This window comes from Paenibacillus thiaminolyticus (assembly GCF_007066085.1).
In the GTDB taxonomy this organism is placed as follows: domain Bacteria; phylum Bacillota; class Bacilli; order Paenibacillales; family Paenibacillaceae; genus Paenibacillus_B; species Paenibacillus_B thiaminolyticus.
In genome coordinates this window covers 4,560,679-4,575,862 of sequence record NZ_CP041405.1, presented here as the reverse complement: position 1 = coordinate 4,575,862, position 15,184 = coordinate 4,560,679, and the positions used below count along the sequence as shown (strand labels likewise).

General features: G+C 50.5%; 16 protein-coding genes and 1 pseudogene. 5 read left to right on the top strand and 12 right to left on the bottom strand.

The window, feature by feature from the left end; genetic code table 11:
- Nucleotides 1–3: 3 nt before the first annotated feature.
- From FLT43_RS30260 to FLT43_RS20340, 3 genes and pseudogenes are all read right to left on the bottom strand, one after another.
- Nucleotides 4–75, bottom strand: a pseudogene (locus FLT43_RS30260) (ATPase); the annotation flags it as partial.
- 82 nt (nt 76–157) lie between these two features.
- Nucleotides 158–583, bottom strand: a complete 426-nt coding sequence (locus tag FLT43_RS20345; RefSeq protein WP_087442876.1) for a GNAT family N-acetyltransferase — start codon at nt 581–583, stop codon at nt 158–160.
- 443 nt (nt 584–1,026) lie between these two features.
- Nucleotides 1,027–1,329 (bottom strand): hypothetical protein, encoded by a 303-nt coding sequence (locus tag FLT43_RS20340; RefSeq protein ID WP_127510948.1) that lies wholly within the window; start codon nt 1,327–1,329, stop codon nt 1,027–1,029.
- A 533-nt stretch (nt 1,330–1,862) separates the two neighbouring features.
- Here FLT43_RS20340 and FLT43_RS20335 point away from each other — a divergent pair.
- From FLT43_RS20335 to FLT43_RS20315, 5 genes are all read left to right on the top strand, one after another.
- A complete protein-coding gene (locus tag FLT43_RS20335) occupies nt 1,863–2,873 on the top strand; it encodes an ABC transporter ATP-binding protein (RefSeq protein WP_087442875.1) in 1,011 nt (336 codons plus the stop codon).
- Nucleotides 2,848–3,837, top strand: a complete 990-nt coding sequence (locus FLT43_RS20330) for an ABC transporter ATP-binding protein (protein WP_087442874.1) — start codon at nt 2,848–2,850, stop codon at nt 3,835–3,837. Before FLT43_RS20335 ends, FLT43_RS20330 begins: the two co-directional genes overlap by 26 nt.
- 27 nt (nt 3,838–3,864) lie before the next feature.
- A complete protein-coding gene (locus FLT43_RS20325) occupies nt 3,865–5,460 on the top strand; it encodes an ABC transporter substrate-binding protein (RefSeq protein WP_087442873.1) in 1,596 nt (531 codons plus the stop codon).
- A 117-nt stretch (nt 5,461–5,577) separates the two neighbouring features.
- The gene (locus FLT43_RS20320) at nt 5,578–6,582 is read left to right on the top strand and encodes an ABC transporter permease (RefSeq protein ID WP_087442872.1); all 1,005 of its coding nucleotides are present in this window, start codon (nt 5,578–5,580) and stop codon (nt 6,580–6,582) included.
- Between the two features lie 12 nt (nt 6,583–6,594).
- Nucleotides 6,595–7,497, top strand: a complete 903-nt coding sequence (locus tag FLT43_RS20315) for an ABC transporter permease (protein WP_087442871.1) — start codon at nt 6,595–6,597, stop codon at nt 7,495–7,497.
- An 82-nt stretch (nt 7,498–7,579) separates the two neighbouring features.
- On the opposite strand, the gene FLT43_RS20310 is transcribed toward FLT43_RS20315, so the two are convergent.
- From FLT43_RS20310 to FLT43_RS20270, 9 genes are all read right to left on the bottom strand, one after another.
- Complete coding sequence (locus tag FLT43_RS20310) at nt 7,580–7,951, bottom strand: iron chaperone (protein ID WP_087442870.1); 372 nt, start codon at nt 7,949–7,951, stop codon at nt 7,580–7,582.
- A gap of 221 nt (nt 7,952–8,172) precedes the next feature.
- The gene (locus tag FLT43_RS20305) at nt 8,173–8,634 is read right to left on the bottom strand and encodes an NUDIX hydrolase (protein WP_087442869.1); all 462 of its coding nucleotides are present in this window, start codon (nt 8,632–8,634) and stop codon (nt 8,173–8,175) included.
- Entirely contained in the window at nt 8,628–9,506 is an 879-nt protein-coding gene (locus tag FLT43_RS20300; protein ID WP_087442868.1) for a phosphotransferase family protein, read from the bottom strand. The genes FLT43_RS20305 and FLT43_RS20300 overlap by 7 nt, the downstream gene beginning before the upstream one ends.
- Before the next feature lie 77 nt (nt 9,507–9,583).
- A complete protein-coding gene (locus FLT43_RS20295; RefSeq protein ID WP_127510947.1) occupies nt 9,584–9,919 on the bottom strand; it encodes a hypothetical protein in 336 nt (111 codons plus the stop codon).
- A gap of 54 nt (nt 9,920–9,973) precedes the next feature.
- A complete protein-coding gene (locus tag FLT43_RS20290; RefSeq protein ID WP_087442867.1) occupies nt 9,974–11,440 on the bottom strand; it encodes a PH domain-containing protein in 1,467 nt (488 codons plus the stop codon).
- A complete protein-coding gene (locus FLT43_RS20285; protein WP_087442866.1) occupies nt 11,433–11,909 on the bottom strand; it encodes a PH domain-containing protein in 477 nt (158 codons plus the stop codon). The genes FLT43_RS20290 and FLT43_RS20285 overlap by 8 nt, the downstream gene beginning before the upstream one ends.
- 31 nt (nt 11,910–11,940) lie before the next feature.
- A complete protein-coding gene (locus tag FLT43_RS20280) occupies nt 11,941–13,005 on the bottom strand; it encodes a LolA family protein (RefSeq protein ID WP_244194219.1) in 1,065 nt (354 codons plus the stop codon).
- Between the two features lie 18 nt (nt 13,006–13,023).
- On the bottom strand, nt 13,024–14,481 hold the full coding sequence (locus tag FLT43_RS20275) for a sensor histidine kinase (RefSeq protein ID WP_087442864.1): 1,458 nt from the start codon (nt 14,479–14,481) through the stop codon (nt 13,024–13,026).
- Nucleotides 14,478–15,182, bottom strand: a complete 705-nt coding sequence (locus FLT43_RS20270) for a response regulator transcription factor (RefSeq protein ID WP_087442863.1) — start codon at nt 15,180–15,182, stop codon at nt 14,478–14,480. Before FLT43_RS20270 ends, FLT43_RS20275 begins: the two co-directional genes overlap by 4 nt.
- Nucleotides 15,183–15,184: the final 2 nt, after the last annotated feature.

Genomic DNA, 15,184 nt, shown 5'->3' with positions numbered 1-15,184 from the left:
TGTTTCATACATGATTTCATACGTTGCCTGCGCCTCTTTAAAATCCTGCCCTCTCTCCCTATCAGTGTGATAGATTTCTTCCCAGGACGGTGATTATGACAAAATCATCCCTGAATAATGTACACTCTGTCAATTTCCAGTCCCCCTATCAACCCGCCTACATCTCTTTTTGCAAAAGAAGCTCATCATCCTGTACATAGCCGCAGCGTTCATAGGTATTAATGGCGGCATCGTTATCGCTGCCTGTTAATATCTTTATATTCTTCACCCCATGCGCTGCCAACTTTTCCTCGAGTAATGAGATCATTGAGACGGCCAATCCCTTTCTCCGGGCCGAAGGTTCCACATACATTTCCGTAATTTCACCTTGCGCTTCCCGGTAACAAAACGATGCAAAACGTTGCGCGCAGGCAAAGCCGGCCACTTTCCCGTTCATGGTCGCAACCGCAATGAATTCGCCGCTCTTGTTCATGCTCTCGATAATCTCTGATACGGGCCGCCGCTCCCCGCCGTTAAAGGCTTGATTCAATCTGGAGAGCGCCTCCGCGTCGTCAATCGTGGCCAATCTTACTTCCGTCGTCATGCCTTCATTTCCTCCTATGAACTGTTTAACCTATGTGCTTATATTACGGGAGTCACATCTGGGTAACCTGCTAGGTGATCATGATAATTGCTCCGGGGAAAAGGGGCATAGATGTTTTGCTTGAAATACAGTGTACTACATGCTTTAACCCCTTGTATATCAAGGGTTCTTTCTTTTCTGCCTGGAATCTGATTCCCTTCATTCTATGTATTAGCGTTGAGTCTGTCCCCAAACTGTCCCCCAGAACTGTCATGTGGATAAGTTGAGGATAAGATGTGGATATACCGTGGGTAAACTGTGGATTAAAAAAACGCTGAAGGAGCAGGGCTTGTGGTATCCATGGGGCAAGCGCAACTTTTATTGTCACTGTGTCCTCATCATAAAAAAAGCCCCGCTAGCGGGCTAGCGGAGCTCTTTTTCACCAGGGCTTCCGGTTATTTTATTTAACTTTCATGGTCATAATATACAGTTCCACTATAAGTCGCTTCCCAATGTCCTTTCGTTATCTCTACCGGAGGTTTGGCTAAGGTTAGTTTTCCATACCATCCATTTTCCGCATAAGTAATTTGGGTACGTATTGACTCCCCTGTTTTATAATATTTCTTAACAGTAACAAACTTCTGTTTTGCAAGGGTGGTAATTGGAGACTTTGGAATAGATGAGGCAGCTAAAACAGTAGACGCACCAGAGAATGAAACAGCCAATAATGATAACGACAGTACTGATATAGCAACAATCTTCTTCATACTCATTAAACACCTCTCTACCATATTTTGTGATTATGCACTATCAATATAGTTTGTTTGGATATATATGTCAACCCAAATATTGTACCCATGACAAACTATTTTTCCAGGAAACAACGTTCCAGCAATTCGCCGCTCACCTCTAGTGCCAGAATCATACGATCGATCCGGACAATTTAATTTAAAAATATCAAAAATAAAGATTGTCAATCTTTCAGAAAAATGCAATAATTACTATTAATCCTATGAATATAAGTAAAAACCTAGCAAATACTTCTTCGATGTCCCCCACAGAATATCAGATAATGTTCCAGCCAACGGCTGGAATATCGCCTTGAGTAGAACATCCTAATCTGCTTAGGCGCTCCCGAATATTCTTCATGATTCACTTCCTTAAAACAATGATTGGTAGCGCTGAATTTAGTTAAAGATCCATGATCTGGTATTTAATATTATTATATTAGTTGATTAGACATTATATGTAAATTAGGTCATAGATGTCATTAATCACATGTTCAAGAGGAGGAGAATGCTTGGTATCTCCAATTATTGAAGCCAAGAAGCTTAGTATAAGCTTCCACACGGATGACGGTGCCGTTCCCGTTGTCCATTCGGTTAGTTTTCATATTCATCCCGGTGAGGTGTTGGGGATTGTCGGAGAGTCCGGATGCGGGAAGAGTGTAACATCCTTATCGATTATGGGACTGATCCCTGCAATGACTGGAACAGTTAGCGGAGATATTCATTTTAAAGGAGAAAAACTCCCCCTATTATCGGAAGCGAAGATGCGGAAAATTCGCGGTAATCAAATTGCGATGATATTCCAAGAGCCAATGACCAGCCTGAACCCTTTATTTACAATCGGAGAGCAATTAACCGAATCGCTGAGGATACATAAAAAAGCAGATAAAAAACGAGCTAAGGCGAGAGCGATAGAAATGATGAAGCTGGTAGGACTCGGCAGAGCCGAAGCCTTAATCAATGAATATCCGCATCAGCTCTCCGGCGGTATGAGGCAGAGGGTCATGATCGCCATGGCCATGATGTGTGAACCCGAACTGCTTATCGCAGATGAACCGACTACCGCGTTGGATGTGACGATTCAAGCCCAAATCCTCGAGCTGATGAAGAAACTAAATCAGGAAACAAAGACGGCGATTATGATGATTACGCATGATTTAGGCGTTGTGGCGGAAATGTGCCAGCGAATGGTCGTTATGTATGCCGGCAAGATTGTGGAAGAAGGCGATGTCCGAACGATTTTCCAACACCCCAAGCATCCATACACCATCGGTCTCATCCAATCTGTTCCAGACATGCGGGTGAAAAAGGAAAGACTCTATTCGATACCAGGTCAGGTTCCGAAGCCGGGATCTCACAGACAAGGCTGTTCTTTTGCGCCGCGCTGCACCCATGCAACGGAACGATGCGTAAGTGAAGAACCCTTATTACAGAGCTTCGACAATGGACAAAAGGTGAGTTGTTGGTTATACGAAGACGGGAAAGGAGCCAACATCCATGACCCAACCATTAGTTCAGGTTGAAAATTTGAAAATGCATTTTCCGATAAAAGGAGGCCCTCTGGGGAAAACAGTAGGCGCTGTAAAAGCCGTGGATGGTGTATCCTTTCACATCAACAAGGGGGAAACTCTCGGGCTTGTCGGAGAGAGCGGCTGCGGAAAGTCCACAACGGGAAGAATGCTGCTCAGACTTCTTGAACCGAGCGAAGGAAGCATTTATTTCGAAGGACAGGATATTACGAAGCTGTCTGGCAATGAACTGAGAAAGATGCGCAGGAACATGCAAATGGTCTTTCAAGATCCCTTTGCCTCCTTAAACCCTCGTCATACGATCGGCAAAATCCTGGAGGAACCGCTCATTGTTCATGGCGTAAGGGACAAGTCGGAACGACAACGAAAAGTAAAGGAATTATTGGATGTCGTTGGCCTAAGCAGCTACCACGCATCCCGTTACCCTCACCAGTTCAGCGGCGGACAACGGCAGCGAATCGGAATAGCAAGGGCACTTGCTATTCACCCGAAGCTTATTATCGCCGATGAGCCTGTATCCGCGCTGGACGTATCGATCCAGTCGCAGGTACTGAATCTTCTTCAGGATCTGCAGCAAGAATATAAGCTCACCTATCTGTTCATCGCGCATGACTTAGGCGTTGTTCGCCATATCAGCGATCGGGTAGGCGTGATGTACTTGGGTCAGCTGGTGGAATTATCGGATACGGAAGATTTATACGACAAGCCGCTTCATCCCTATACACAAGCGTTATTATCAGCCGTTCCTATTGCGGATGTTACCTTCCGGAGGGACAGAATTATTCTGGAGGGTGATGTGCCAAGTCCGGTTAACCCGCCTGCGGGGTGTCCATTTCATACCCGATGTCCGAAGGCATTTGAACCGTGTTCGGCTGCCCGCCCGCAGCTAAGTGCAATGGAACCAGGTCATTACGTGGCTTGTCACTTATACGAACAAGTCCGCGTAGACATAAATTGAAAACGATTACACTAATGGGGGGATATTATGAAGAAAATGAGTTGGCTACTATTAACTTGTATGCTAATCCTGTCTGTTGTGCTCGCTGGATGCAACAACGGGACACAAAGTAATGGCAATGAATCGGAAAGCGGCGGAACATTAATCTATGGAAGAGGAGCAGATTCCACGGCGCTTGATCCGGCCATCACCACAGAAGGTGAAACATTTATTGTTACCCAGCAAATTTATGAAACACTTGTAAGGTATAAAACAGAAAATACGGAGATCGAACCAGGACTTGCAGAAAAGTGGGAAGTTACTGAGGATGGCTTGACGTATACGTTTCACCTGCGGAAAGGCGTAAAGTTTCACGATGGAACGGACTTCAACGCGGAAGCTGTCGTAACCAACTTCCAACGTTGGGCCCAAAGTAAAGACGAAGCAAAATTTGCCTATTATTCTTCCATGTTTGGCGGATTTGAAGGAGATCCCGGCCATGTCATTAAAGAGGTAAAAGCGGAAGCCGAGCATACCGTTGTGTTCACATTGAATCGTCCGCAAGCGCCATTTTTGAAAAACTTGGCAATGACCATGTTTGCGATTGCCAGCCCTCATGCCCTAGAGGAACATGGGGATGATTTCACGAAAAACCCGGTTGGAACAGGTCCGTTCAAGTTCAAATCATGGAAAGCAAATGACACGATCGAGCTGGTTAAGAATGAAGATTACTGGCAAGCCGGCCTGCCTAAGTTAGACGGCGTCAAGTTCAAAGTCATTGCTGACAACTCCGCCCGGCTTAATGCCTTGATGAAAGGCGAGCTTGATTTGATGGATGGCCTAAACCCTAGCGATCTCGGTCAAGTCAAAGGAAACAGCAAATTACAAATATTCGAAAGACCGTCGATGAACGTAGGTTACTTTGGTTTCAATACGGAAATGGCCCCTTTTGATAAAAAAGAAGTCCGTCAGGCAATCAGCCATCTCATTAACAAAGAAGCTTTGATTGCTAACTTTTACGAAGGAACGGCGGAACCTGCCAAAAACCCGATGCCGCCATCTGTCAGCGGTTATAATGACGATATCGTCGACTATGAATATAGCGTTGAGAAAGCAAAAGCATTATTAAAAGCGGCCGGATTGGAGAACGGCTTCGAAATGGACCTGTGGGCTATGCCTGTTGCGAGACCTTATATGCCGGATGGCCAAAAAGTAGCCGTAGCGATTCAAGCTGCTTTGAAGGAAGTCAACATTAAAGCAAATATCGTAACGTTTGACTGGGGGACTTACTTAGAGAAGGTTCAAGCTGGAGAAGCTCCTACCTTTATGCTTGGCTGGACCGGGGATAATGGAGATGCGGATAACTTCATCTATACCTTATTGGATAAAGACAATATCGGATCGAACAACTACTCGCGTTACAGCAATGACGAAGTGCATGATATCCTGATCGAAGCGCAATCCAACCCGGATGAAGACAAACGTAATGAGCTGTACAAAAAAGCACAGGAAATTATTCATGAGGAAGCGCCTTGGGTTCCACTGGCTCACTCCAAACCTCAGCTAGCAGGGATTAAAGAAATTCAAGGATTTTTCCCGCATCCAACGGGATCTCAAGCCTTTACGAACGTATCGATCAAATAATCGGCAGCGAGGGATGCCCGGATTGGGCGCATTCTGATCATCGCATGGACAATGAGGAGTATGGCGGGATCATGCTCCTCATTTTTTACAAGCAGCTTGAAAAAGAGGTGAACAGATTTGTTATCTTTCACAATGAAACGGCTGGGAGCCTTAATTCCCGTGCTTCTTGGAATGGCGTTTATCGTGTTCATGATGATTCGAGCCATTCCAGGCAACCCGGCACAGCTGATTCTCGGCCAGCAGGCGACAAAGGATTCTGTAGCGGCACTTACCAAGGAATTAGGCTTAGATCAGCCATGGTACATCCAATTTTTCGAATATTTAGGCGGGTTATTTACAGGAAATTTGGGTGTATCTATTAAAACAAGAACTCCGGTCGCAGAGGAAATTTGGCCCTATCTAGCAGCAACGATTGAACTTGCCATCATTGCTATGATTATTGCAATTATCGTCGGTGTCAATGCCGGGATTATTTCAGCTTGGTTCCAAAACTCATGGTTCGATTATATTGCCATGATTATCGCGCTTATCGGCGTATCGATGCCTATTTTTTGGCTTGGCTTGATGGAACAATACATCGTCGCGCTGAAGTGGGATCTTTTGCCGACGACCGGGCGTGATAATATACGGGATCCCGTGGAGGCAATCACGAATTTATATTTAATTGATTCGTTGTTACATCGAAGATTTGATCAATTTATCGAGGTGATCCGTCACTTAATCTTGCCTGGTATTGCATTAGCCACGATTCCCATGGCGATTATCGCCCGCATGACAAGATCCTCCATGCTTGAGGTGATGCGTTCCGATTTTATCCGCACCGTTCGTGCAAAAGGAATGAGAATGTTCTGGGTTGTGTATAAGCATTCTTTGAAAAACGCGTTAATCCCCGTTGTGACGGTCATCGGTCTGCAGACAGGCATGCTGCTCGGAGGGGCGATTTTAACGGAGACCATATTCGGTTGGCCGGGAATTGGCACCTATATTTACAATGCGATTAATTACCGCGATTATCCGGTGATTCAATCTGGAATTTTAGTCATTGCGTTCATCTTTATTATGATTAATCTGCTCGTCGATTTGTTGTATGCAGCCATCGATCCGAGAATTAAGTATAAATAGGAGGGAAATGTCATGGCACAACTCGTCAGCAATCCCCCGCCGATCGCGGCTCCGCCTATGAACGAAGAACCCTCCATCTCGCCATGGAAGGATGGGTGGAAAAGTTTTCGGAGAAATAAAGTCGCCCTTGCCGGATTGGGCATCGTCATCTTTTTTATTTTCTTGGCTATTTTTGCGGATTTACTGGCCCCCTATACCTATGATTCTCAAAAATTGCCGGACAAGCATTTGGCTCCATCGTCAGAGCACTGGTTCGGCACGGACGAATACGGACGGGATATACTGAGCAGGATTATTTATGGCGCCCGGCTGTCATTATGGGTGGGCTTCGTCTCTGTGACGGGGTCCATCATAGTGGGATCGGTTCTCGGCTTGATAGCGGGATATTACGGAAGATGGCTCGATATGATTATCTCTAGACTCTTCGAGATATTGCTGGCTTTCCCAAGTATTTTACTAGCGATTGCTATTGTGGCGACATTAGGACCATCATTACGCAATGCATTGATTGCCATTGCCATTATCAATGTGCCGACCTTTGGCCGGTTAGTCCGTTCCCGAGTGCTGGCTATCAAGGAAGAGGAATATATTGCGGCTGCGAAAGCCATTGGAATGAAAGACGGCAGAGTCATCTTTCAGCACATTCTTCCGAACAGTCTGGCCCCTATCATTGTGCAGGGCACGCTGGCCATTGCGGCGGCTATCATTGAATGTGCCGCCTTGGGATTTCTAGGATTGGGCGCACAGGCTCCAGCATCCGAGTGGGGGACCATGCTGGCTGAATCCCGCAACTACATTCTTCAAGCCCCATGGACCGTCTTATTCCCGGGGTTGTCCATCATGTTGACTGTCCTTGGATTTAATTTAATGGGAGACGGACTGCGGGATGCGCTTGATCCGAAAATGAAAAGCTAATTGCTACTGAACTAAGACAGCCTAATTGCGAGTCAGCCAAAACAAGGCTGGCTTTTTTGGCCTCTAAGGACTATCCTATTTTTTATTTCCGCCAAAAAGTTGAACAGTCTGCCTTATCCAAAATATTGAACTCGATCATTTTCTCAAGTAATGAGAAATCAACCGGACTATCCCACGGGATACGTACCAACTGCTTGGTGTGATCATAGCCCGCCTGTACAATTTCATCAGAAAAATGAATAATCCCTGCCCTTTCAGGGCCAACCGCCAAATGATGTTTGGCTACGCTAAAGCCAATAATAAATGTGCCGTGATCGGTAAACATAGGCTGATTCCACGCAATTTTCGGCATTAAATGTGGAAATTGCTTAGTTACCCAAGCCAAAACCTCTTCCATCCGGGCCCGATGCTGCGGGTTATCAATCTGCCCTAAATATTCTGAAAAAACTTCCATGTTGTTCCCTCCTAAAAATGATGTCGTTCAGAGAAGTTCCTCAACCTCATTTGTCGCTAAAACATCACAGGATCGCTAAAACACGTTCTTAAACAATATCTATGTCCAACCATATATTTTTTAGTCAAGTTAGCGGTCAAGCACTATTATGAGATTGAGCCGCTTTTTGGATAGGAAGGTACAGGGGATCGACGGCACACAAAGGATATGCATCAGCCTTATCAGACGGTTATACCATGTCTCCGCTTCAATTCTGCCACGATAGGCACGACTGGCGGGCTAATCTCGGCCGGGAGCTCAGCAATATCAAAAAATTGATACGTCCGGCTTTCTTCATCAATCGTTAGTTCTCCCCGAAATTGATCGCTTGTATAGACTACATCGACAATATATACCTCATCGCCATTCGGGTATACATAATGCAGCTCTTCTCCCGAAAACACTCCGAAAATACGAAGCTCCTCGACCGCAAGCCCGGTCTCCTCCAACAGTTCCCTTCGCACCGCATCCTCCGTGGTCTCCCCAAGTTCAATGGCCCCGCCCGGGAAGCACCAGCATCCATTATCCGATCTTTGGAGCATCAGCACTTGCTGCGACGCGTTATACAAAATAATGCTTGCACCGCATAACAGCAACGGATCATGCCCAATACGGATCCGCATCCTTTTGATGTACTCTAGCATTGACTCTTGCCTCCTCCCTGCGTCTCCTTCAAGCTTCTTCGAATCTCCTGAACCAATAAGCTCTTCTCTTCCTCCGAAATGGCATCCGCAGATAGCTTTTGTGCAGCAACTGGCACAAGCCATGGATATACGTCTTCATAGGTAATTCCCGATAACCTCGTATACTCATCCATGAATATATCGATAATCGCATCTCTCATCAGATCCAAAAATTCCGCGATGCTGCTGGGAAGCTCAGATGGCAGGACCGCATACCTGATCATAATCATATATTCGGCCAGATCGGCTTCCGGATTCCCGATCGACGCGTTCATCCAATCGATAACGACAGCTTTACCATCATTCCGAATCAATATGTTATTGGGATTCGGATCGCCATGACATAATTGCTGCTTGAGAGGCAGCCCATCCATGAGTCCGATAACCGCCTCTTTCTCGGCCAAAGTTAAATAATCCACACTTTGAATGGAGTATTTCATCGTGCTCCTTTGAGAGGATGGCAGTTGGATAGCCGCTTGGTGTATTTCATATAATGCGCGCGCGGTGAAACGGATGTTTTCCCCTTCGGGAATGCCGGTTGTTCTTGCAGTTTGAGCTGGCTCCAGCACCTGCTTCACAAAACGCTCCATAATCGATTCCCCATAGATCCGCTCATACACGATGCCGGGGCGGCCGTCGATCTCCACCAGCTCATATGGCCGGGCCACGGGAAGCCCATACTCCCATGCCATTTGGTTATTGTGGAATTCCCGTCTCATCGCCTCGATGTCCGTATTGGCTTTGGCTACCTTGACGAGTTTGCTATCGTCCTCCCAGGCGAACACCTCAGAGCAGCCGCCCTCGCCGATCTTGATTCCAAGCTTGCTATCCATGCTCAACGCACTCCTTTGGAAATAGAAATAGATGACACCCGTTCATTGCTGTCGATTCTTCGCCGCAAATCCATCTACTACTCTACCATACGTTTCCTCTTCATTTCTCTCCTTGCCCAGAAAAAATGCCGCACCCCGCGGCAGCTATAGCCGGATCGTCCGGTGCCATTCCACCTCGCTGAGCCCGCATACTCCTCTTGGAATCTCCGAATTAACGCGGATAATTCGGGATCGCGAACCCATTCCTCGCTGTCCACCGGCACTCGGCACCAGCCAACCTCGCGTGCGGAGCGCTCCGCCAGCATTGGGCCGATGCAGACGGTACGGACAGGAGACATGCGGGAGCGCAAATACTCGTCCACATCCTCAATAAATGACCGCGAACCGAACAGGCAAACGCTTCCCCACGGCAAAAAGACCGGGCATCCTTGAACCGCCCGGTCTCTGAAGAGCGGCGCACCGCCCTCCTAACTTATTCTCTTGCTGCGCCGATACCACGTCCATATCTCTTGCACGTCCTGTTCATCCAGGCAGGCAACCGAGAAATCATTGCCGTTCAGCAGATGAGCCTTAAGCGACATCAGACGCTTGGTCTCCTGAAAATACGTCCGCCCCATCTGCAAGGCGACAATTTGCGGACGCAGCACATAGCAGGTCTTGCGCGCGATGATCCGGTTCCGCACAATGAACTGCCGATCCTGCAGCCCGACGCCGGCGTCGCGGAAGCCCAGCCAGCCGGTGAGCAGCAGCGGAGGCAGCAGCGCCAGCACCCAATAGGCGTAGGTTCCCAGGAACCAGTATACGCCACTGAAGGCAAGCGCGAGGAACAGCAGGCGGAAGCGGATATAATACCACCAGGCCCGCCGTGGCGCGCCATGCTGCACCGAGCCGAGCACGAAGCCCGGCAGGCAGCGCGACAGCAGCTCCGGGATGTCGCCCACCGGGACGTACGGATGCAGCATCAGCGATTCCTTCATGTCCGACGAGACGACGCGAACCTCGATCTCGGCATAGCCCAGCGCCTGCCGGACCAGCCCCTCCTTCACGACGATCGCCTGGACGCGCTCTGGCTTGATGGCATTCATTTTTTTCTCGAACAGCCCGTATGTGATGACGATGCTTCCGTCCCGCTCCTCTGCCGTGAACCCGTAATATTTGACGATATAGAGCAGGGAGGACAGCAGCCAGGCGCCAAGCAGCGCCCCGGCGCCCATCACCACAAGCGATACCGGTCCGGACACGCTCGATTCGATGACATGCAGCAGCTGATCCGAGATTCGCTTCGGTATAAGCAGCTTCACAATCTCATCGGCGAACGAGAGCAGCCCGGCGAAGAACGCCAGCACCAGCCCGGGATTCATCGTGCTGAGCGCCCCGACGAACAGTTGAGCTGCCGACATGCGGACGAGGGGAAGCGGCCCCGCTGGGGCCGCTTCCGTCCGATACCCGGCGCTGCTTCCGTCCGCCGGGGCTTCCTCCGGCAACTCGCGCCCTAGGCTGCGCTGCATGAGCAGACTGCGCAGCTCCTCCGCCCTCTCCTGCGACAGCGCAGGGAGGACGCCGTCCGACTCCCCGCTTCCGCCCGGCGTCTCGATCTTCAACTGCGCCATGCCGAAGAGGCGCTGCAGCAAAGGCTGCTCCACCTGCACCGAATGAATCCGGCTGTAATAGATCGTCTTCTCATCGCGGAAGAACAGCCCTTGACGGATGAGAAGCTTGTCCGCTTCCACTTGATATCTGAATCGGCGCCACTTGATGATGTCCGCCGCGAGGAACAGCAGCAAGGCGGCCCCTCCAATGACAAGATAACGCTCCGGATGCTGAGTTCCTTTGAAGAACAAGATCAACAGCAGCGGCCATAGATTCCTCAGCGTCTTAACCAACGAGAACACAATGAACAGCGGATGAAGGCGATGCTCCTGCCCCTTATTCATCGTCTACCACCCTGGCGAGGACGGCGATACGCTGCTTCAGCCCTTCGGCATCCGCCGCTTTCAACCCCTGGATCTCATGGGTCGTAGCCGCGGTCACGATCGAGATCTGGGCCAGATCGAATTTCCGCAGCACGGGGCCGCTTGCCTTCTCGACATGCTGCACACGGGTCATCGGCACAAGCACATATTTGCGGAAAAAGATGCCCGAATGAATCTCCACTTCCTCTTCACGCACATCATAGCTAAAATAACGATAAGTCAACACGGGCGAGAGGAAAATATACCATACGCCCGTCACCAAAAACAGAACGAATGCAATCCAGCCCGGATACTTCACCCATCCCTGGATATGAGCCACGATGGCATACGCGACGACCATCGCGAAGAGAACAAGATGGGCCACGCAGGCGCGAATGCGGGCCACCTTCATGAAGTCCGGATGGAGCCTTCTGGTCGATGCTTCGTTCATAATCCTCCTCCTTGTCCCAACCTGTCATCTATCATCGGAGCTGCCCGGCAATCGACAGCATCTGTTCCATCGTCATGGAGTCCATCTCCGGCATTAAGGTGTACCGCAGGCCATCCTCATTCCACCAGAGCGTATGTAGGGAGTCGTCGTATATCCCCGTCTGCCCGCGAACCTCAACTATCTCCATCCCGTATTCCGGTTCCAGGCCCGCTCCTGCCGGCGGTGCCGTGGAGACGCTGAGCGTCAGATACGGCTTATCGTCCTTCCAATAATTCAGGGAGAACTCCGTCCGATCGAAGTTTTCTTGCAAGTAATACATATTGATTTCCATCAGCTTCACACCGTCCGCCCCACACTGCAGGAAGGTGCGGCCAAGCGCCTCCTCCGCCTCCGCGAGCGTGACATTCCTCGTCTCCATCGACGGATCCAGATCGAGCACGGGGATGCCTTCCGGGATATCTAACTTGAACGTATCCTCGCCGAAGTTCGGAGACATATCCAGCTTCGTATAAATTGACTCTGAACGAACCGGCCCGCTTTCGAACACGGTTTTCAGCATCATCCACGTCTTCGGATCAATCCATAGCTCCATCCGCTGGAAAAGGTCATCCTTCTTTCGCGCGATAGCCTTGAAATGAATCGTGTTCCACTCGCCGACCTTTTCCTCGCCCACCGTCTCGAAATCATGCGTGGCTTGCAGCTTCTCCAGCATCTGCTTCATCTGCTCACGCTGCGTCAGCGGCGGGCTGTCCCCCCGCACCGACATGCGGAAGGCTTCGCCCCCCGTCTGATCCCATACGATGAACTGACTCCCGTCGTTCACCGTAACCGTGCTATCCTTCACCGATGTCACCTCGAGACGCATCCGATCGCTCTCGCCATCAAGCCATTCCTTCATCAGGTAGCTGTCTTTTTCCTTCCCGTTCTCATAGGTGATGCTCAGGCTCTCCCCATAATAAGAGAACGATTCCTTCCCGCTCTCCAGCACCTTGTCCACAATCTGCTCCCCAGACAGGTTGAACCCCAGATTGTTCTGACACCCGCTTAGCAGGAAGCTGGCAACGAGCAATATGCATAATCCGATGCGAATTATCATCAACACGGAACCTCCTCATTATCGGAACCGGCAGGCCACAAGCGTGCCGAACGAGGCCTCTGACCATATCCGAATGTCCCCGTCATGCTTCTCTACGATCATCTTCGCAATGCTCAGGCCCAGCCCCGAGCTGCCGGCATGCGCCTTCGTCCGCGACGAATCCGGCTGATAGAAAGGAGTGAACAGCCGTTCCAGCTGATCGGCCGGAATGGCCGCCCCTTGATTCTGCACGAGCAGAATCAGGCGCTCCCCTCGCCAAGCCTGCACCTCGTCCATGATCGTCGGGAAGATCCAATCCGGCAGCGGCTGAGACGCCGAATAGGCTCCAAGCCAGATCGAGCGTCCGCTCCCCGTATAGCGGATGGCATTGCTCATCAGATTATCGACCAGCCGGATCATTTGCTGGGCGTTCATATAGTAAGGGCCCGAGACCGCGGAGTCGACCGCAAGCCGGATGCGGCGCTGAGCGCACAGTCCGTCATATCCGGAGAAGAGCATATCGAACAGCTCATCCCCGTCGACCTCGACCCGCTCTTCCAGCTTCTCTGACGATTTCAGCGCCGTGTACATCGTCAGATTGTCCAGCATGCGCCGCATATGCGCAATCTTATCGAAGAGAACGGCATAATAGTCGCTTTTCTCCTCCTCCGACAGATCCCCTTCCTGCTGCAAGGCCTCGGCATAGGCACGAAGCGAGGTCAGCGGCGTCTTCAGATCATGGGATAGGGCGGCCACCATATACTCTCGCTCCCGCTGTTCTGCCGCGAGATGCTCGCGGGCGCATTCAATCTGGGCGCGCATCTCATGGAAGCGGCCGATAAGCTCTCCCACCTCATCCTTCGCTCGGTGAACCGGATTCGGCGCGGCCTCGCCGTTCGCGAAGGCGGCCATCTGTCTCATGAGCCCCTGCATCGGACGAATCAGCTTGCGGTAGATAGCGAAGATCGCCACCGCGTACAGCAGGAGGAAGAACAGCACCCAGCCGCCAGCCACGATTAGCGTCCGGTGCTGGAATGCCTCCAGCCATTGATCGCGGACCATCGTAATCTCATAGAAGCCGGCCAGATTCTCCTGATCGAATACCGGTTTTTTGAGCGTGTAGGCCCGGTGGGATTTGCGCATCTCGTACAAATGCTCATACAGTGCCGCAGGCCGAACCCGGTACAGCTTCGGGGTCAGACTGTCGGCCATCGACGAAAATACAGTGACGCCGTCTACCCGGTAGAGCGTAATCTTAAGCGAGTCGCTCGCCTCCTGCTGCAGCGCGGCGAACCGTTCGTCCGGCTGCACCCGGTACAACGACACATCCTGCAGCAGCGGCTCGATCTCGGCCAGACGGCCGGTCATTTCGATATATTCCTTCAGCTCTTGGCGTTCATCATACGTATGGATGGACTGATAGAACACATATCCGGCCAAGACTGGCAGGAGCATGACGACGAGGAAGCACAGCATAAGCCAATGCTTGATCTTCATGGCATGAATTCACCGATGAAGCGGTATCCGGTTCCCCAGACCGTCTGGATATACCGCGGTTCGCGAATATCCTCTCCCAGCTTGGTGCGGAGGCTCTTGACGTGAACCGATACCGTGTTGTTGCCCTCGATATTGACCTGATGCCATACCTGCTCGTACAATTCCTTCTTGGAAAAGGCGCGCTGCGGATGCTGAGCCAGCAGCTGCAGCAAAGCCCATTCCTTCGCCGTCAAGGGAATCGGCTCCTCTTCCAGCGTGACGAGCTGGCGATCCTCGTCGATGACGAGACCGCCCTCATACTTTTTGAGACGGGGCAGCTCCTCTTCATTCGAGTAGCGGCGGAACCGCCGCAGATGCGAGCTGATACGGGCCGACAGCTCGGATAAGCTGAACGGCTTCGTAATATAATCATCCGCTCCCAGCTCCAATCCCCGCACCTTGCTCTCGTCCTCCTGGCGGGCGCTAATGATGAGCAGCGGCACATTGCTGCTGAGGCGGATATTGCGGCACAGCGTATAGCCGTCCATCTCCGGCAGCATCAGATCGACCAGGATTAGATCGAACGAGCCGGTATGATAATCCTCCCAGCCTTCCGCTCCGGTGGAGGACCACGTTACTTTATAGCCTTGTCTTCGCAAATGATCCTGAACGATGCGCGCAATCTCTCTATCATCTTCAACAAGCAGCACGTGCCCTGACATAT